The 18983-nt window shown below is 72.2% G+C and carries 16 protein-coding genes; 13 read left to right on the forward strand and 3 right to left on the reverse strand.

Going from position 1 to position 18983, the window contains the following annotated elements; translation table 11 throughout:
- The first annotated feature begins 1 nt into the window (after position 1).
- The 8 genes from mftD (at position 2) to mftM (ending at position 9375) form a co-directional block, all read left to right on the forward strand.
- Positions 2-1252 carry a pre-mycofactocin synthase MftD gene (gene mftD, locus H7A72_RS14565; protein WP_084449797.1) on the forward strand — a complete coding sequence of 417 codons (1251 nt, stop codon included), beginning with the start codon at positions 2-4 and terminating at the stop codon, positions 1250-1252.
- A 5-nt stretch (positions 1253-1257) separates the two neighbouring features.
- Positions 1258-1971 (forward strand): mycofactocin biosynthesis peptidyl-dipeptidase MftE, encoded by a 714-nt coding sequence (mftE, locus tag H7A72_RS14570; RefSeq protein ID WP_185220969.1) that lies wholly within the window; start codon positions 1258-1260, stop codon positions 1969-1971.
- Positions 1968-2753 (forward strand): mycofactocin-coupled SDR family oxidoreductase, encoded by a 786-nt coding sequence (locus H7A72_RS14575; RefSeq protein WP_068424158.1) that lies wholly within the window; start codon positions 1968-1970, stop codon positions 2751-2753. Before mftE ends, H7A72_RS14575 begins: the two co-directional genes overlap by 4 nt.
- The gene (gene mftF, locus H7A72_RS14580) at positions 2750-4135 is read left to right on the forward strand and encodes a mycofactocin biosynthesis glycosyltransferase MftF (protein ID WP_185220970.1); all 1386 of its coding nucleotides are present in this window, start codon (positions 2750-2752) and stop codon (positions 4133-4135) included. The genes H7A72_RS14575 and mftF overlap by 4 nt, the downstream gene beginning before the upstream one ends.
- A gap of 200 nt (positions 4136-4335) precedes the next feature.
- On the forward strand, positions 4336-5628 hold the full coding sequence (mdo, locus tag H7A72_RS14585) for an NDMA-dependent methanol dehydrogenase (protein WP_185220971.1): 1293 nt from the start codon (positions 4336-4338) through the stop codon (positions 5626-5628).
- 99 nt (positions 5629-5727) lie between these two features.
- The gene (locus tag H7A72_RS14590) at positions 5728-6918 is read left to right on the forward strand and encodes a MoxR family ATPase (RefSeq protein ID WP_084449792.1); all 1191 of its coding nucleotides are present in this window, start codon (positions 5728-5730) and stop codon (positions 6916-6918) included.
- A 13-nt stretch (positions 6919-6931) separates the two neighbouring features.
- The gene (locus tag H7A72_RS14595; protein ID WP_068328723.1) at positions 6932-8461 is read left to right on the forward strand and encodes a VWA domain-containing protein; all 1530 of its coding nucleotides are present in this window, start codon (positions 6932-6934) and stop codon (positions 8459-8461) included.
- A complete protein-coding gene (gene mftM / locus H7A72_RS14600; protein ID WP_084449791.1) occupies positions 8458-9375 on the forward strand; it encodes a mycofactocin oligosaccharide methyltransferase MftM in 918 nt (305 codons plus the stop codon). The genes H7A72_RS14595 and mftM overlap by 4 nt, the downstream gene beginning before the upstream one ends.
- A gap of 10 nt (positions 9376-9385) precedes the next feature.
- On the opposite strand, the gene H7A72_RS14605 is transcribed toward mftM, so the two are convergent.
- The 3 genes from H7A72_RS14605 to H7A72_RS14615 are packed head-to-tail and all read right to left on the reverse strand — an operon-like array spanning position 9386 to position 12689.
- Positions 9386-10054, reverse strand: coding sequence for a response regulator transcription factor (locus tag H7A72_RS14605; protein ID WP_068328717.1), 669 nt, complete (start codon positions 10052-10054; stop codon positions 9386-9388).
- Positions 10051-11451 carry a sensor histidine kinase gene (locus tag H7A72_RS14610; RefSeq protein ID WP_084449790.1) on the reverse strand — a complete coding sequence of 467 codons (1401 nt, stop codon included), beginning with the start codon at positions 11449-11451 and terminating at the stop codon, positions 10051-10053. Before H7A72_RS14610 ends, H7A72_RS14605 begins: the two co-directional genes overlap by 4 nt.
- Positions 11448-12689 (reverse strand): iron-containing alcohol dehydrogenase, encoded by a 1242-nt coding sequence (locus H7A72_RS14615; RefSeq protein WP_185220972.1) that lies wholly within the window; start codon positions 12687-12689, stop codon positions 11448-11450. The genes H7A72_RS14610 and H7A72_RS14615 overlap by 4 nt, the downstream gene beginning before the upstream one ends.
- Before the next feature lie 170 nt (positions 12690-12859).
- Between H7A72_RS14615 and H7A72_RS14620 the strand changes: the two genes are divergently transcribed.
- The 5 genes from H7A72_RS14620 (at position 12860) to H7A72_RS14640 (ending at position 18850) form a co-directional block, all read left to right on the forward strand.
- Positions 12860-14383, forward strand: coding sequence for an aldehyde dehydrogenase family protein (locus tag H7A72_RS14620; RefSeq protein WP_185220973.1), 1524 nt, complete (start codon positions 12860-12862; stop codon positions 14381-14383).
- Between the two features lie 29 nt (positions 14384-14412).
- Positions 14413-14787, forward strand: a complete 375-nt coding sequence (locus tag H7A72_RS14625; protein ID WP_072625691.1) for a DUF779 domain-containing protein — start codon at positions 14413-14415, stop codon at positions 14785-14787.
- Between the two features lie 194 nt (positions 14788-14981).
- Positions 14982-16232: a threonine ammonia-lyase IlvA gene (gene ilvA / locus H7A72_RS14630; RefSeq protein ID WP_185220974.1), complete on the forward strand. Its 1251-nt coding sequence runs from the start codon at positions 14982-14984 to the stop codon at positions 16230-16232.
- Positions 16233-16299: 67 nt separating this feature from the next.
- A complete protein-coding gene (locus tag H7A72_RS14635; protein ID WP_072625692.1) occupies positions 16300-16581 on the forward strand; it encodes a metal-sensitive transcriptional regulator in 282 nt (93 codons plus the stop codon).
- Between the two features lie 61 nt (positions 16582-16642).
- On the forward strand, positions 16643-18850 hold the full coding sequence (locus H7A72_RS14640) for a cation-translocating P-type ATPase (RefSeq protein WP_223277666.1): 2208 nt from the start codon (positions 16643-16645) through the stop codon (positions 18848-18850).
- Positions 18851-18983: the final 133 nt, after the last annotated feature.

The raw sequence follows: 18983 nt of genomic DNA on the forward strand, positions 1-18983 counted from the left end.
GATGAACAAGCCCGAGTGGCTCACCAACCCCTGGAAGCAGAACCCGTGGTTCGAGTCCGTCGCCGTCGCCCAGGAGCGCGCCCGCAAAAAGCTGCCCGCTCCCGTCTACGGCGCACTCGTCGCCGGGTCGGAGCGCGGCCAGAGTCGCGACGACAACCAGAGCGCCTTCGCCGAGATCGGCTTGGCTCCGCACGTCGTCGGCCAGCAGCCCGAGCGTGACCAGTCGACGACCGTCTTCGGCCAGCAGATCGGCTCGCCGGTCATCATCAGCCCCACCGGCGTCCAGGCGGTCCACCCCGACGGCGAGGTCGCCGTCGCCCGGGCCGCCGCGGCCCGCGGCACGATCATGGGCCTGTCCAACTTCGCCTCGAAGTCCGTCGAGGAGGTCTGCGACACCGGAGCGACGACCTTCTTCCAGATGTACTGGACCGGCGACCGCGACACGATGATCCAGCGGATGACCCGCGCCCACGAGGCCGGCGCCAAGGGCCTCATCGCCACCCTCGACTGGTCCTTCTCCATCGGCCGTGACTGGGGCAGCCCGGAGATCCCCGAGAAGGTCGACCTCAAGGCGATGATCCGGCTCGCCCCGCAGGTCGCGACGAAGCCTCGCTGGCTCGTCGACTTCGGCCGCCAGTTCATCGACACCGGCAAGCTGCCCGACCTCACCGCGCCCAACCTCACCCCGCCCGGAGGGGAGGCGCCGACCTTCTTCGGTGCCTACTACGAGTGGATGACCACGCCGCCGCCCTCCTGGCAGGACGTCGCGTGGATGCGGGAGCAGTGGTCGCAGATCAGCGGCACCCCCTTCGTCCTCAAGGGTGTCTCCCGCGTCGACGACGCGCTGCGCGCGGTCGACGTCGGCGTCGCCGGCATCTCGGTGTCCAACCACGGCGGCAACAACCTCGACGGTACCCCCGCCGCGATCCGCATGGTCCACCCGATCTCGCAGCGGGTCGGCCACCAGGTCGACGTCGTCATGGACGGCGGCATCCGCCGCGGCTCCGACGTCGTCAAGGCCCTCGCCCTCGGCGCCAAGGCCGTCCTCATCGGCCGGGCCTACCTCTGGGGGCTCGCCGCCAACGGCCAGGCCGGGGTGGAAAACGTCCTCGACCTGCTCAACGGCGGCGTCGACTCCGCCCTGCGCGGCCTCGCCCTCTCCTCCGTCGCCGAGCTGGGCCCCGAGCACCTGCTCGTCCCCGAGGGTTTCCACCGCGAGCTCGGTGTGCCCGCGGCCGCGACGACGCGCTGACGGGCATGCCCTCCCCCGACCGGCCGCGCGAGCTGGCCCACCTTGCCTCCGCGGAGGCCGAAGGGGTGGACCTCCTCGTCGTGCCGGTCGGGTCGCTCGAGCAGCACGGCCCGCACCTGCCGCTCGACACCGACGCGCTCATCGCCACCGCCGTCGCCCAGGGCGTGGCCGAGCGGCTCACCGCCGCGGGGACGACGGCGTGGGTCGCGCCCGTCGTCGCGCTCGGGTCGAGCGGCGAGCACCAGCACTTCCCCGGGACCATCTCGATCGGCACCGAAGTCCTGCGCCAGGTCGTCGTCGAGCTCGTCCGCTCGGCCCGCACCTGGGCCCCACGGGTGCTGCTCGTCAACGGGCACGGCGGCAACAGCCAGGCGCTGACCGCCGCCGTGGGGCAGCTCGTCGACGAGGGCCACGACGTCGGCTGGGCCGCGTGCGCCACCGAGAGCGTCGACCTGCACGCCGGGCGGACCGAGACCTCGCTGCTGCTCCACCTGCGCCCCGAGACCGTCCGCCTCGACCGCGCCGAACCCGGCGACACCCGGCCCCTCGCCGAGATCCTGCCCACGATGATGGCCGGCGGGGTCATCGCCGTCTCGCCCAACGGCGTGCTCGGCGACCCGACCGGCGCGAGCGCCGCCGAGGGCGCGCCGGTCCTCGCCGCGATGGTCGACGACGTCGTCGCGCAGGCGCTGCAGCCCACCCTGGAACCCTCGTCATGAGCCGGGTCGCCCTCGTCACCGGGGCCGCCCGCGGGATGGGGGCGGCGACCGCCCTTCGTCTCGCGGAGGAGGGCTACGACGTCCTCGCGCTCGACGCGTGCGCCGGCCCCACCGCCCACCCCTACCCGATGCCGACGGTCGACGACCTCGAGTCGGTCGCCGCCGACCCGCGAGCCGGCGGCCGGGTCGTCACCCGGGTCGCCGACGTGCGCGACCCCGCGGCCGTGGCCGACGCGGTCGTCGACGCCGTCGAGCGGTGGGGGCGGCTCGACGCCGCGGTCGCCGCCGCCGGGATCGTCGCCGGAGGCCAACCCCTCTGGGAGACACCGACCGACCAGCTCGACCTGCTCTGGCAGGTCGACGCGCTCGGCGTCTGGCACACCGCGGCCGCCGCCGTCCCCGCGATGCTCGCTGGGCCGGACCCCTCGGGCGGCCGGTTCGTCGCCATCGCCTCCGCGGCCGGAGGGCGCGGCCTCTTCCACCTCGCCGCCTACAACGCCGCCAAGCACGCCGTCGTCGGCATGGTGCGCGGGCTCGCCGCCGACCTCGTCGGCACCGGCGTCACCGCCGTCGCCGTGAGCCCCGGCGGCACCGACACCCCGATGCTCGCGGCGACGGCCGCCCTCTACGGCACGACGAGCGAGCACCTCGCCGAGCACCAGCTGCTCCGCCGCCCCCTCGACCCCGACGAGATCGCCGCCACCGTGAGCCTGTGCTGCTCCCCCGCCGGAGCCGCGCTCAACGGCGGCGTCGTCGCCGCCGACGGGGGGTTCAGCGGATGACCACCCGGTTTGCCCCCGGCTACGAGGCCCGGATCCGCCACGACGTGCGGGCCTACGACGACGGCCTGCTCGTCGGCGGCTCCCCGCTGCGGGCCGTGCGCCTGGGCGCCGCCGCCCGCGAGCGCGTCGTCGACGGTCGCCTCGTCGTGCGCGGCCCCGCCGACGAGCCCCTCGTCGCCCGCCTCGTCGACGGCAACCTCGCCGACCCCGTGCTCCACGGCGCCGGCCCCGACCCGTCGGAGATCACCGTCGTCATCCCGATCCGCGACCGGCCCGAGCAGCTCGCACGAGCCCTCGACGCCCTCGACGGACTGCGCTGCATCGTCGTCGATGATGCGTCGCACGACCCCGACACGGTCGCCCGGGTCGCCGCCGACCACGGCGCGCGGGTCATCTCCCTGCCCGTCAACCTCGGCCCCGCCGGGGCCCGCAACGCCGGCGTTCTCGCGGTGGAGACCCCCTTCGTCGCGCTCGTCGACTCCGACGTCCAGGCCGATACCGCGATGCTGCGCCGGCTCGCCCGGCACTTCGCCGACGACCAGGTGGCGCTCGTGGGGCCCCTCGTGCGCAGCCGGGCCCGCGCCGACGACCCCGCGTGGTTCGAGCGCTACGACGAGCAGGTCTCCTCGCTCGCCCTCGGACGCCGCGCCTGCTCCGTACGGCCGGGAGCCGCCGTCGGGTGGCTGCCCAGCGCCTGCCTCGTGGCACGCGTCGAGCGGCTGCGCGCCGCCGGCGGCTTCGCCGAGGACATGCGCGTCGGCGAGGACGTCGACCTCGTCTGGCGGCTCGTCGACGCCGGGCAGACCGTACGCTACGACCCCGACGAGATCGCCTGGCACGACACCCGTGCCACCGTCGGCGGCTGGCTCGGCCGCAAGTTCCTCTACGGCACCGGCGGCGCCGGGCTCGCCGCGCGCCACGGGCGCAAGGGCGCCCCCGCAGTCATGTCCGCGACGATGGCCGTCGCCGCCGCCGCGGTGCTCGCGCGTCGCCGCTGGTCGCTGCCCGTCGCCGGCCTCGGCCTGCTCTGGGGCGTGCGCTCGCTCGACCGGCGGCTGCCCGAGGGACCGCAGCGGCGCGAGCTGGCCGTGCGCCTCGGCGCCCAGGGCCTGGGCTGGGCCGTCCGGCAGGAGACCGCGCTGCTGCTGCGCCACTGGTGGCCGCTCGCCGCAGTCGCCGCGACCCGAAGCAGCACCGTGCGGCGCGCCCTCGTCACCTCACTACTCGTCGACGTCGTCGTCGCCCGGACCGACCACCCCGAGGCGACCTACGCCCCGATCAGCCGCCGCCTCGACGACCTCGCCTACGGCGCCGGTCTCTGGGTCGGCGCCGCGCAAGCACGCTCCTTCGGAGCCCTCCTGCCCCGCCGTCCCGGCGGCTGAAGGAAGGCCTCCCTGCGCCCCACGCGCCGAGCCGGCACCGCGGGGCGATGACCCACGTCCGGACGCTCTCGGGGGCCCTGCCCGATCGGACAGGTGGGCACCTGCCACGGGGGTGGGGATCTGGACTCTGGACTGTCCGGCCGGTGCACCGCCGCCCTAGGTTCCGAGAGCAACCCACCCACGGTCAAAGGAGACCCGCCATGCAGGTTGATGATCTGCTCAAGCCATTCCCGATCAAGGAGTTCCACCCCTTCCCGCGCGCCATGATGGGTCCCGGCGCCTGGGAGATGATCGGTCCGGAGGCCCTCAAGCTCGGCTTCCGCAAGACGCTCGTCATGACGACCGGCCTGCGCGGCACGGACATCGTCAAGAACATCGTCGAGTCGATGAGGTACCACGGCCTCGAGGTCGTCGTCTACGACAAGGTCGAGTCCAACCCCAAGGACTACAACGTCATGGACTCTGTGGCGCTGTACCAGGAGAACGCCTGCGACTCCTTCGTCTCCATCGGCGGCGGCTCCGCGCACGACGCCTGCAAGGGCGCGCGCATCTCCGTCGCGCACGACGGTCGCAATGTCAACGAGTTCGAGGGCTTCAACATGTCCGAGAACCCGAAGAACCCGCCGCACATCGCGGTCTCCACCACGGCCGGCACCGGCTCCGAGACCTCGTGGGCCTACGTCATCACCGACACGACGACCGACCCGGACAACCCCCACAAGTACGTCGCCTTCGACGACGCGTCCGTCGCCAGCCTCGCCGTCGACGACCCGGTGCTCTACTACGACTGCCCGATCGACTACACCGCCCAGTGCGGGTTCGACGTCCTCGCGCACGCCTCCGAGCCCTACGTCTCGCGGCTGAACTTCGAGCCCTCGCTCGGCAACGCGATCCGCGCCATCAAGCTCACCTCCGAGAACCTGCGCGAGGCGGTCTGGAACGGTCAGGACCTCAAGGGCCGCGAGGGCATGATGTACGCCCAGTACATCGCCGCCCAGGCCTTCAACTCCGGTGGCCTCGGCATCATCCACTCGATCAGCCACGCGGTCAGCGCCTTCTACGACACGCACCACGGGCTCAACAACGCCATCGCCCTGCCGCGCGTGTGGGCCTTCAACATGCCCGCCTGCTACGGCCGCTTCGCCGACATCGCGGAGGCCATGGGCGTCGACACCCACGGCATGACCAAGGTGCAGGCCGCCGACGCCGCGCTCGAGGCGTCGATCCGGCTGCTGCGCGACGTGGGCATCCCCGAGCGCTTCGTCGACGTCACCCAGGACAGCTACTCCAAGAACCGCCTGGGCACCGGGCCGACGGAGTACTACAAGAACTCCCCGGAGATCAAGGGTGACGCCGCGGACGTCGACCGCATCACCAACCACGTCCTCGGCGACGCCTGCACCCCGGGCAACGCCAAGGAGTGCACCTTCGAGACCGTGCGCCCCGTCGTCGAGCACTGCATGACCGGTGACCTCGACGACCTCATCAGCTGACGCACCTCACCAAGCCGCGGCGGTCCCCCTTCGTCCCCACCGGGTAGGAGGACGAAGGGGGACCGCCGCACCCCCGGACGAACCACCGACAGGAGCGCCATGTCCACCACCACGACGGACGCCGTGCCCGCCCTCGCGAGCGTCGAGGACACCATCGAGCAGTTCCGCGAGCACGGGTACCTCGCCGACCGCAAGCTCGCGACCACCGTCTTCCTCCAGACCCGCCTGGAGAAGCCGGTCCTCCTCGAGGGGCCGGCCGGCGTGGGCAAGACGCAGCTGGCCCAGAGCCTCGCCGAGGTGACCGGACGCCGCCTCATCCGCCTGCAGTGCTACGAGGGCCAGGACGAGTCGAAGGCCCTCTACGAGTGGGACTACGGCAAGCAGCTGCTCTACACGCAGATCCTGCGGGAGAAGATCGGGCAGATCGTCTCCGACGCCGCCGACCTCACCGAGGCCGTCGACCAGATCTCGGCGCACGACAGCATCTTCTTCTCCGAGCGCTTCCTCGCCGCCCGCCCGCTCCTCGAGGCGATCACGAGCGAGGAGCCCGTCGTGCTGCTCATCGACGAGGTCGACCGCGCCGACGAGGCCCTCGAGGCGGTCCTGCTCGAGCTGCTCTCCGAGTTCCAGATCTCCATCCCCGAGATCGGGACGATCGAGGCGACGCACCTGCCGCTCGTCGTGCTGACCTCCAACAACACCCGCGACCTGTCAGCCGCGCTCAAGCGCCGCTGCCTGCACCTCTTCCTCGACTACCCGAGCCCCGAGCGCGAGCTGGACATCCTGCGCTCCAAGGAGACCGGGCTGCAGGACGCGCTCGCCGCGCGCCTCGTCGAGATCGTCCGCGGCCTGCGCGAGCTCGAGCTGCGCAAGGCGCCGAGCATCTCCGAGACCATCGACTGGGCGCGCACGCTCGCCGTCCTCGGGGTCGACGAGCTCGACGCGACCCTGCTGTCGGACACGCTGAGCGTCGTCGTCAAGTACGACCGCGACCTGCGCCGTGCCGGCGAGGCGCTGCCCAAGCTCGTCGACCCCAATGCCGTCGTCCCCGAGGGGCACGACCACGGGCACGGGCACGACCACACGCACGACCACCCTCATCCCCACGGCTCCGACCACGGGGACGACGACGTCGACGGGCGCGAGGCCCGCAAGGCGAAGGACGCCCCCGGCCGCCACGACACCGACTACTACGGAGCACCCGGGGGTCTCGGGACCTCCCGCAAGGTGACACCGGGTCAGGGCGACCGCTCCTTCGCCGGTCGGGGCGCGCGCAAGCGCCCCCTGTGAGGAGGGAGCGACGATGGAGACCACCCTCCACCGCTTCGTGCGGATCCTGCGGCTGCGGGGTGTCCCGGCGAGCGTCGCCGAGGCCATCGACGGGCTGAAGGCCGCCGCGCAGCCGGGCGTCCTGGAGGACCGCGAGGTCCTCCGGGCCGCCCTCGCGGTCAGCCTCATCAAGGACCGCCGGGACATGCCGGTCTTCGACGAGACCTTCGACCGCTTCTTCTCGCTGCGGCCGGTGCTCACCCAGGACCCCGAGCACGGGCACAGCCACGACGACCTCTCCGACGACGGCGAGCTCACCGAGTTCTCCCTGTCAGAGGAGCCGGGTGACATGCCGCAGGACGGTCACTCGCACGGCAAGCCGGTCGACCTGCACGACTTCTTCCGGCCCGAGGACATGGCGCAGCAGTACAACCTGCACCAGGAGGCCAACCGCCTCGACATGGCCAACCTCACCGACGAGATCGTCCTGTCCGACGGGACCCAGGCCGGCCCTGACGAGGCCGCGCGCGTGCAGATCTCCACCTCGCGGCTGCACAACCCCGGGGCACCGGGCGACCTCGCCCGCCGACCGGGCATGCAGGTCGACGCCGAGCTGAGCGTCGCGCAGGAGATGGCCCTGCTCGCGTGGCTCGACGAGTCCTCCGACCTGCCCGAGGGCGACGAGGACGAGGGACCGGAGATGGCGGCGCTGCGCGAGGCGCTGCAGCCCTTCCTCGACGCGCTGCCCGAGCGGCTCAAGGGATTCCTCGAGGAGCTCATGGCCCGCGAGGCCGAGCTGGAGATGCGCGAGATCGAGGCGGCCCAGGCCGAGACCGTCGACGAGGCCGACCGGGCCGCGCTCGAGGACTCGATCCGCCGGCTGCTGCGCTCGCTGCACGGCGCGCCCCGCCCCCGGCGGCACACCGCGGCCCGCGGGACGATCGACGGCCGGCTGACGATGCGCCGCAACATGCGCTACGACGGCGTGCCCTTCCGCCCCGTCACGGTGAGCAAGGTCGAGGACCGGCCGCGGCTGCTCGTGCTGTGCGACGTCTCGCTGTCGGTGCGGCAGACCTCGCGCTTCATGCTCCACCTCGTCCACTCGCTGCAGTCCGTGGCGGCCAAGGTTCGCTCCTTCGCCTTCGTCCAGGACTGCGTCGAGATCACCGACCTCTTCGCCGACCACCCCGTCGAGGAGGCGCTGTCGCTCGTCATGTCCGGCCTGCCCGCGGGTGGGGTGCTCGACGTCGACGCCGACTCCGACTTCGGGTCCGCCTTCGAGGTCTTCCTCGAGCAGTACGGCGGCGCGCTCAACCGGCGCACGACGGTCATCGTCCTCGGCGACGGGCGCAACAACGGCAACGACCCGCGGATCGAGGTCTTCGAGGAGATCGCCCGGCGGGTGCGCTCGGTCATCTGGCTCACGCCCGAGCCGCGCTACTCGTGGGGCCTCGGCAGCTGCGACCTGCCTCTCTACGCCGAGTCGTGCGACCGCGTGCAGGTGGTGCGCAGCCTCGGCGGGCTCGAGCGCGTGTCCGCCGCGACCGTGGGGGCGGGGACGTGATCCCCGTCGTCGCGAGCGCCGAGCCGCGGCCCATCGACCCGCTCGCCCCCGGGCGGCCCGCCTACGTCGACGACCTCGTCCGGGTCGTGCGCACCGACGGCGAGCTGCCGCGGCGCACCCTGCGGACCGTGCGGACCGAGCACTTCGACATCAGCCACGAAGGGGGCCGGGTCGCCATCGCGCACCGCGTCCCCCTCGAGGAGGTGCACGCCGGTCTCGCGGAGCTGCTCTCCCGGGAGATCTTCGGCCCCGGGTGGCTGCGCGGCGCCGACGTCTTCGAGCGGATCATGACGGGCATCGTCCTGACGTCCGCCGACGACCCGCTGAGCGCGTGGGAGCACTTCTACCGCACGAGCCTGCGCACGATCGAGGCCGCGACCGACCTCGCCAACTCGCCCTCCGCGGGGATGCACGGCGCGGTCGCCGGGTACGCCCCCGTCTACGCGCGCGCCGAGGAGGTGCTCGTCGGCGACTCGGTCGTCGAGCTGGGCTCGTGCTTCGGCTTCTTCTCCCTGCGCCAGGCCGGGACCCGCGAGGTGACGGCCATCGACGTCTCCGCAGGGTCGATCCGCCTGCTCGAGCAGGTCTCGGCGCAACTCGGCACGCCGGTGGGGGCGCTCACCGCGGACGCCGCCCACGTGCCGCTGCCCGACGGGTGCGCCGACACCGTCGTCGCGCTCCACCTGCTCGAGCACCTCGAGCCGCAGCACGGCTGGCGGGTCGTCACCGAGGCGGTCCGCCTCGCCCGCCGCCGCGTCGTCATCGCCGTTCCCTACGAGGACGAGCCCGAGGAGCTGTGGGGTCACGTGCGCACCCTCACCCGCGAGGACCTGGCCGCCTACGGCCTGCGCACCGGCCTCCCCTTCGCCGTCGAGGAGCACCACGGGGGCTGGCTCGTGCTCGACCTCGCCTGAGCGAAGGGGGTCAGAGCAGGCCGGCCTTGGAGGCCGCGTACACGGCCTCGGCCCGGCGCGAGACGCCGAGCTTGCGCAGGATGTTGCCGACGTGGAACTTCGCGGTCGTCTCGGAGATGAAGAGCTCGGCGCCGATCTTGCTGTTGGACAGGCCCGACGCGAGCAGCCGCAGGACCTCGAGCTCGCGGCTCGTCAGCTCCTTGGGCTGCTCCTCCTCCGCCCCGTGCAGCCCGCGGACCATCGCGGCCGCCGACCGGGCATCGAAGGCGCTGCCCCCGCGGCTCACGTCACGGATCGCCCGGACGAGGCCCGAGGTGTCGACGTCCTTGACGACGTAGCCACGCGCGCCGGCCCGGATCGCCCGCAGCACGAGCCGCTCGTCGAGGAAGGTCGTCAGCACGAGCACCGCGATGTCGGGGTGGAGCGTCGTGAGCTCCTCGCACAGGGCGATGCCCTCGCTGTCGGAGGAGGTCGAGAGCTTGAGGTCGAGGCAAACCATCTGCGGGGAGAGCTCGGCCACGAGCTCCTTGGCCCGGGCCGCGTCCTCGGCCTCGCCGACGACCCGGATGCCCTCCTCGCGCTGGAGCACCGAGCGCAGGCCCTGGCGCACGATGGCGTGGTCGTCGACGAGGAGCAGCCGGATCTCGTCCTCGTCGGTGGTGCTCGTCGCTGTCGTCATGCTCGTCCCCTCTCACCGGTCCGGTCACCCTGCGCGAGCTGCTCGATGAGGCTGTGCCGCTCGCCGTCCGACGGGACGGGCACCCGGATCTCGACCCGCACTCCCCCGATGCGGGCGCGGCGGAACCGCACCCGCCCGCCGAGGTCGGCCACCCGCGCCTCGATGTTGGCCAGGCCGCGGTGGCTGCCGTCGGTGCTGCGACGCTCGACGCGCAGCAGCCGCCCGAGCACGACCGGGTCGCCGCAGCCGTCGTCGGCCACCGACGCGACGACCTCGTCGGGCCGGTAGTTCAGGCGCACCACCGCCCGCGTCGCCTGCGCGTGGAGCGCGACGTTGAACATCGCCTCGCCGACCGCCCGGGCGATGTCGTGCTCGGCGTCGACGCCCAGCGGCACGGCCTCGCCCGCGACGCGGACCTTGACCTGCAGGTGGCTGCGGTGGTGCTCGGCGACCTCGCGGACGAGGTCGGGCAGCGAGGCGAGGGTCTCGCCCTGGGAGCGGCTCAGCGCGTAGATCGCCCGGCGCAGCTGGCTCACGGCCTGCTGGGTGAGGTCCTTGGCGGTGACGAGCTGCTCGTGCATCGGGTCGGCGGTCCCCGACCGTGCCTCGACCTCGCCCCGCGCGATCTCGACCGCCATGCCGGCCGAGAGGACGTACTGCGTCACCGAGTCGTGCAGCTCGCGGGCGATCCGGCCGCGCTCGGTGTCGATGAGCTCGCGCTGCCGGGCCAGCTCGAGCCTCTTCTCGAGGCGGTGCAGCTCGTGGGTGCGCTGGTCGAGGTCGCGGGCCTGCGCCTGCACCTCGTCGTAGAGGCTCTGCGCCCGGCGGTGCTGGCGCTGGCCCTCGAGATACTGCTCCGACGTGTGCAGCGAGACGGCGGCCTGGTTGGCGAGGATCCGCAGCACCGCGAGGTCGCCGGGCTCGGGGTCCGCGGCCAGGCCGTGCAGCCCGGCGAGCGCGCCGACGGGGGTCCCGGCGAGCACGACCGGCACCCGCACCCACGGCCCCTCGTCGGCCGTGCGCACCGCGAGACCCGCACGGATCGCGCCCAGCTCGCGGCGCACCATCGGCGGCAGCTGCTCCTCGTCGTCGACGGGGGTGGTCTCCCCCTTCGCCAGGGCGAGGACGCGGGGCCGGGCCCCGATGAGCCGGCCGTCGGCGATCGTGAGGATCATCCACTGCGCCTCGAGGTGGGACGCCGCCGCGCGCACGACCTCTTCGAGGAGTCCTCGCGGACCCTCGTGGGTGCGCACGAGCGCCCGGGAGATCGAGTCCATCGCCCGCACGGCCCGCTGGGTGCGCTCGTCGGAGCGGACGTAGGCGCGGTAGTAGGACCCCTTGCCCGAGCGGACACCGGTGAGCGCCTCGAGGTCGGGGGCCGACCGCGGGGTGCTCACAGCGCGCCCCGGAAGAGCGCCCGGATGTCGTCCTGGTCGGCCGCCCGCGGGTTGGTCGTCAGGCAGGCGTCCTCCAGGGTGGTCGCCGAGAGGGAGTCGAGGTCCTCCTCCCGCACGCCGAGGTCGCGCAGGCCCCGCGGGACGCCGACGTCGTCGGCCAGCCGGCGCACGTGGTCGGCGAGCAGCTCGGCGGCCTCGTCGCCCGGCACGTCGCCGACGGTCAGCCCGGCCGAGCGCGCCAGCCTGACGAAGCGGTCGGGCGCCGCACGGGCGTTGTAGCGGATGACGTGCGGCAGCAGCACGCCGTTGATCACCCCGTGGGGTGCGTCGAGGAGGCCGCCGACCTGGTGGCTCATCGCGTGCGTCGCGCCGAGGATCGCGTTGGTGAAGGCCATGCCGGCCTGCAGGCTCGCCTGCGCCATCTTGCCCCGCGGCCCGAGGTCGAAGGGGCGGTCCATCGTCTCGCGCAGGTGGCCGCAGACGAGCCCCACGGCGCTCAGCGCCTGACCGTCGGCGATCGGGTTGTGCGCCCGGGAGACGTACGACTCGACGGCATGGGTCAGCGCGTCGAGACCGGTCGCGGCGTTGAGGTCCTCGGGCATCGTCGTGAGCAGCCGCGGGTCGGTGATCGAGATGTCCGGGACGAGGGCGCGGCCCATGATCGTCAGCTTTACCCGGCGCTCGGTGTCGGTGACGATGCAGAACTGCGAGACGTCGGCACCCGTGCCCGAGGTGCTCGGGATGATCAGGACCGGCGGGATCGGCGCGTCGACCTTGTCGATACCGGCGTAGTCGCGGATGTCGCCACCATTGCCCGCGAGGACCGCAACCCCCTTCGCCGCGTCGGCGCAGGAACCCCCTCCGATGGCGACGATGACGTCGCCACCCACCTCGAGGTAGCGCTCGTAGGCGGCGGCGATCTCGTGGTCCCTGGGGTTGGGCGTCACCGAGGTCCACACCGTCGGCTGGAGACCCTCGGCGGTCAACAGGGGGACGAGCTGGTCGACCCAGCCCGCCTCGACGAGGCCCGGGTCGGAGACGACGAATGGACGCTGGGCGCCCAATCGCGCTGCGGCACGGCCGGATTCGTCGAGGGAGCCGGGACCGAAGAGGATCTCGGGGGCGTGGAACTTCAGGAGGAAGGGGCCGTCGGACGGACCGGTCACCTCGGACGCGGACTCCGGGTCCGCGTGTCGGTGTCGTTCCGTCGTCGTCGACGTGATCCCTCCCGGTGTCATCCGGTCACCGTAGCCCGACGTCGGGGCAGAAGGTAGGTCGACGGAGCAGCCCTACCCGATCGGGTAGGTGGGTGCGCACGCGACCAACCTTCGACCAACCTCCCCCGTCCTACGGTCGGCTCAGGACGACTTCGCAACGGTGCGTCGTCGATTGACCCCAGGAGGCAGACATGGCCGTCTACAGCCCGCCCGGCAGCTCGGACTCGACCATCGAGGTCAAGGAGCAGTACGACAACTTCATCGGTGGCGAGTGGGTCGCCCCGGTGAACGGCGAGTACTTCGACAACATCACCCCGGTGACCGGTCAGGTCTTCACCCGGGTCGCCCGTAGCACCGCCGAGGACATCGACAAGGCGCTGGACGCCGCGCACGCCGCCAAGGACGCGTGGGGCCGCACCTCGACCACCGACCGCTCCAACATCCTGCTCAAGATCGCCGACACCATCGAGGCCAACCTCGAGGACATCGCGGTCATCGAGACCTGGGACAACGGCAAGGCCGTGCGCGAGACGCTCGCCGCCGACATCCCGCTCGCGGTCGACCACTTCCGCTACTTCGCCGGCGCGATCCGTGCCCAGGAAGGCAGCATCTCGGAGATCGACCACAACACGATGGCGTACCACTTCCACGAGCCTCTCGGCGTCGTCGGCCAGATCATCCCGTGGAACTTCCCGATCCTCATGGGCGTGTGGAAGATCGCCCCGGCGCTGGCCGCCGGCAACTGCATCGTCCTCAAGCCGGCCGAGCAGACCCCGTGGTCGATCCTCAAGGTCGTCGAGCTCATCGCAGACCTGCTGCCCCCGGGCGTGCTCAACGTCGTCAACGGCTTCGGCGTCGAGGCCGGCAAGCCGCTCGCCTCCAGTCCCCGCATCGCCAAGATCGCCTTCACCGGCGAGACGACCACCGGCCGGCTGATCATGCAGTACGCCAGCCAGAACATCATCCCCGTCACCCTCGAGCTCGGCGGCAAGTCGCCCAACGTCTTCTTCGACGACGTCGCGGCCGAGCAGGACGCCTTCTACGACAAGGCGCTCGAGGGCTTCACGATGTTCGCCCTCAACCAGGGCGAGATCTGCACCTGCCCCTCCCGCGCGCTCGTGCAGCAGGGCATGTACGAGCAGTTCGTCGGCGACGCCGTCAAGCGCGTCGAGGCGATCACGCAGGGCAACCCGCTCGACACCGAGACGACGATGGGCGCCCAGGCGAGCAACGACCAGTTCGAGAAGATCAAGAGCTACCTGGCGATCGGCCGCGAAGAGGGCGCCAAGGTGCTCACCGGTGGCGAGTCCGTCGACCTCGGCGATGACCTGTCCGGCGGCTACTACATCGCGCCGACGGTCTTCGAGGGCAAGAACTCGATGCGGATCTTCCAGGAGGAGATCTTCGGCCCGGTCGTCTCGCTGACCTCCTTCGCCGACGAGGACGAGGCACTGCACATCGCGAACGACACCCTCTACGGCCTCGGCGCCGGTGTCTGGTCGCGCAGCGCCCACACCACCTTCGCCATGGGGCGCGGGATCCAGGCCGGGCGCGTGTGGACCAACTGCTACCACCAGTACCCGGCCCACGCCGCCTTCGGTGGCTACAAGCAGTCCGGCATCGGCCGCGAGAACCACAAGATGATGCTCGAGCACTACCAGCAGACCAAGAACCTGCTCGTCAGCTACGACCAGAACAAGCTCGGCTTCTTCTGATCGAGCCGGAGCGAAGGGAGTCCCCCGCCATGGGTGCACGCGTCGACCTCACCGACGAGGCAGCAGCACTGCTCGCGAAGCTCGAGCAGCGCCACGGCCCGCTGATGTTCCACCAGAGCGGCGGTTGTTGCGACGGCTCGGCGCCGATGTGCTACCCGGCGGGGGACTTCCTGACCAGCGAGGCCGACATCAACCTCGGCACGCTCACCGGCGAGGGCTTCACACCGATCGAGTTCTGGATGAGCGTGTCGCAGTACGAGTACTGGAAGCACACCCACCTCACGGTCGACGTCGTCCCGGGCCGCGGTTCCGGCTTCTCGGTCGAGGCACCCGAGGGCGTGCGCTTCCTCATCCGGTCGCGCCTGATGACCGAGGACGAGCTGCGGGAGTTCGACCTCCTCTGAGCGGGCTTCGCAGCTCGCTGGCGCTCGCACCTCAGCCACCGTGGGTCGAGGTGGCCGAGCGCCAGCGAGGCCCTCGAGACCGCGCACCAGGTCTCGAGGCTCGTCGCAGAGCTCCTCACACCTCGACCACCGGTGTGGACGGGGCGGGTGAGACGGGCCGGGCCGGGGCGACCGGGCGCGACTACGGTGGGCAGGTGACCGCCCCCCTCCTCACCGCTGCCGCCGTCGACGAGGCGGCAGCCCTGCTCGCCGGTGTCCTGCCGCCGACCCCGCTGCACCGCAGCGAGCGCCTGTCGGCCGCGACCGGCGCCGACGTCTGGCTCAAGCGCGAGGACCTGCAGCCGGTGCGGTCCTACAAGTTGCGAGGCGCCTTCACCCTCATCGCCCACCTCAGCGAGGAGCAGCGCGCGAAGGGAGTCGTCGCCGCCTCCGCGGGCAACCACGCCCAGGGGGTCGCCTTCGCCGGCCAGCGCCTCGGCGTCAAGGCCCGGATCTACCTGCCGCGCAACACTCCTCGGCAGAAGCGCGACCGCGTCGCAGCCCTCGGCGGCGACATGGTCGACGTCATCGTCACCGGTGAGGTCTACGACGACGCAGCACGCGCAGCCGCGGCAGACGCTGCGGAGTCCGGTGCTGTCGTCGTGCCGGCCTTCGACGCCCTCGACACCATGGCCGGTCAGGGCACGGTCGCCGTCGAGATCGCACGCCAGCTCGGCCGCACCCCCGACCTCGTCACCGTGCCCGTCGGCGGGGGCGGGCTGCTCGGCGGGATGGCGACGTGGATGGCGGCCCACTCCTCGAGCACCCGGCTCGTCGGGGTCGAGCCCGAGGACGCCGCCTCGATGGCCGCCGCCTTGGCCGCCGGGGCCCCGGTCGACCTCGAGACGGTCTCCCCCTTCGTCGACGGGGCCGCGGTGCGCCGCGCCGGTGACCTGACCCACGCGGCCGTCGCCGCCACCGGCACCGAGCTGACGTCGGTCGCCGAGGGCGCCATCTGCGTCGAGATGCTCGCGATGTACCAGACCGACGGGATCATCGCCGAGCCCGCCGGTGCCATGGCGACCACGGTCCTCGCCGACCTCGACATCACGCCCGGGTCGACCGTCGTCGCCGTCGTCTCGGGCGGCAACAACGACGTCTCGCGCTACGCCGAGATCGTCGAGCGGGCGCTCATCCACGAGGGCCGCAAGCACTACTTCCTCGTCGACTTCCCGCAGGAGCCGGGCGCGCTGCGGCGCTTCCTCGACGAGGTGCTCGGGCCGGACGACGACATCGCCTACTTCGAGTACGTCAAGCGGAGCAACCGCGAGACCGGGCCAGCGCTCGTCGGCCTCGAGCTCGGCCACCCCCGCGACCTGCTGCCGCTGCTCGCCCGCACGGAGACCTCGCCGCTCACGATCGAGCGGGTCGACCCGGCCAGCCCGTTCTTCCGCTTCATCGGCTGAGGGGCTTCGGCGGAATACCCCCCGGGGGGTATCCTGTTGGCCAGTGCACGACCCCCAGGAGGAGCACATGGCCGGCTACAGCGGCAGCAAGGACGACTACCTCAAGCGGCTGCGCCGCGTCGAGGGGCAGATCCGCGGCATCTCGCGGATGGTCGAGGAGGACACCTACTGCATCGACATCCTCACCCAGGTATCGGCGGCGACCAAGGCGCTGCAGGCCGTGAGCCTGGGCCTGCTCGAGGACCACGTCGGGCACTGCGTCGTCGACGCCGCGAAGGAGTCCGACGAGGCCGCAGCCGAGAAGGTGGCCGAGGCCAGCGCCGCCATCGCCCGCCTCGTCCGCTCCTGAGCGGCGACGCGCCCCCTTCGCCTCCCTGACCCGCCGCGCCCGAGCCGAGACAATGACCCCCATGAGCACCACCACCGCCCCCGATCCCGTCGCCGAGCCGGAGGCGACCTCGCGCAGCGTCGACCTGGCGATCACCGGCATGACGTGCGCGTCCTGCAGCGCCCGGATCGAGCGCAACCTCGGCAAGATCGACGGCGTCGAGGCCACGGTCAACCTCGCCACCGAGCGGGCGACCGTCTCCCACCCTGCCGACCTCCCGGTGGACGAGCTCATCAAGACCGTCGAGGCCAGCGGCTACGGCGCCACGGTCATCGAAGGCGAGTCGCGCCTCACCCCGCCGACGCACACGCCGATCGCGCGTGCCGACCTCCAGCGGCGCGCGGCCGTCGCCGGTGGTCTCGCCTTCGTCGTCCTCGTCCTGGCGATGGGTCCGTGGGAGTCCGCGGCCAGCCCGTGGCTCCAGTGGCTGCTGACGACGCCGGTCGTCGGCTGGGCCGCGTGGCCCTTCCACAAGGCCGCCTACTCAGCCGCCCGCCACCTGCAGTCGACGATGGACACCCTCGTCAGCCTCGGCGTGAGCGCCGCCTACCTGTGGTCGACGGTGACCCTGCTCACCGGGGCCGGGGTCGACGGGCACTACTACTTCGAGACGGCCGCGGTCATCACCGCCTTCCTCCTGATCGGGCGCTGGCTCGAGGCCCGGACCAAGGACGAGGGCCGCTCCGCCCTCACCGAGCTCATGGACCTCGGGTCGAAGGGAGTGGCCGTCCAGCGGATCGACTCCCGCAGCCGGGCGACGACCGAGGTCGTCCTGCCCCTCGAGGAGCTCCAGGTCGGCGACCACTTCATCGTGCGCCCCGGCGAAAAGGTCGCCACCGACGGGTGCGTCGTCGACGGCTCGAGCGCCATCGACACCTCGCTCGTCACGGGCGAGTCGGTGCCGGTCGACGTGCGCACCGGTGACCACCTCGACGCCGGCACGGTCAACACCTCGGGACGGCTCGTGGTGGAGGCGACCGCCGTCGGCGCCGACACGACCTATGCCCAGATCGTCCGGCTCGTCGAGCAGGCGCAGATCGGCAAGGCCGAGGTCCAGCGGCTCGCCGACCGGGTCTCCTCCTACTTCGTCCCGGCCGTCCTGGGTCTGGCGCTGCTGACCTTCTCCGGCTGGTGGATCGGCTCGGGGTCGGCGACGACCGCGCTCGGGGTCGCCGTCACCGTCCTGATCATCGCCTGCCCGTGCGCGCTCGGCCTCGCGACGCCCATGGCGCTGCTCGTCGGCACCAGCCGCGGCGCCCAGCGGGGCGTGCTCATCAAGGGGGCACAGGTCCTCGAGGACACCCGTCGCGTCGACACCCTCGTCCTCGACAAGACCGGCACCATCACCACCGGCGTCGCCCAGGTGACCGACCTCGCGGCCTCGCCCGGCCTCCACCCGGCGGCCGTGCTCACCGCTGCGGCGGCCGTCGAGTCGGGCAGCGAGCACCCGATCGCGCGCGCCATCGTGCGCCGCGCGCAGGACAAGGGGATCAAGGTCCCGGCGATCCGCGACTTCGAGGCCCTCCCGGGCGCAGGAGCGGTCGCGACCATCAAGGACACGCGGGTCACGGTCGGGCGAGCCGACCTCTTCGACGAGGTGCCGGCCGAGCTGGCGACACTCGAGCGCCCGGGCACGACGGTCTTCGTCGGTTGGGACGGCGTCGCCCGGGGCGCGCTGACGGTGGCCGACGAGATCCGCGAGACCTCCGGCGATGCGATCCGTGCGCTGCGCGCCGAGGGGCTGCAGGTCTGGCTGCTCAGCGGCGACAACGAGCACAACGCCACGACGATCGCCGCCCAGGTCGGCATCGAACCCGAGCACGTCGTCGCCGACGTGCGTCCCCAGGACAAGCACGACGTCATCGCCGAGCTGCAGGAGCAGGGCCGGGTCGTCGCGATGGTCGGTGACGGGGTCAACGATGCCGCCGCGATCGTCAAGGCCGACCTCGGCATGGCCATGGGCACCGGCACCGACGTCGCCATGGAGTCGGCCGACATCGTCCTCGTGCACGCCGACCTCGAGTCGGTCCCGCGCGCGATCACGCTGTCTCGCGAGACCCTGCAGGTCATCAAGCAAAACCTCGGGTGGGCCTTCGGCTACAACATCCTGGCGATCCCGCTGGCGATGGCCGGCCTGCTCAACCCGATGATCGCCGGCGCCGCGATGGCGCTGAGCTCGATCCTCGTCGTGCTCAACTCCCTTCGCCTGCGGCGGGCGATCTCGGACTGAGCCGCGGGGCCGATCCGAGCCCTACGCCATTGCTCCACAGTACGGGTCGCCACACGACGGGCACCTGACAGCTTGACCGGAGCACTATGCCAACCCAACTCCGTCTCCTCCCCCGGACCGCATCCAGCCTGAC

The sequence above is a fragment of the Janibacter sp. YB324 genome (assembly GCF_014217915.1).
GTDB classification, from domain to species: domain Bacteria; phylum Actinomycetota; class Actinomycetes; order Actinomycetales; family Dermatophilaceae; genus Janibacter; species Janibacter indicus.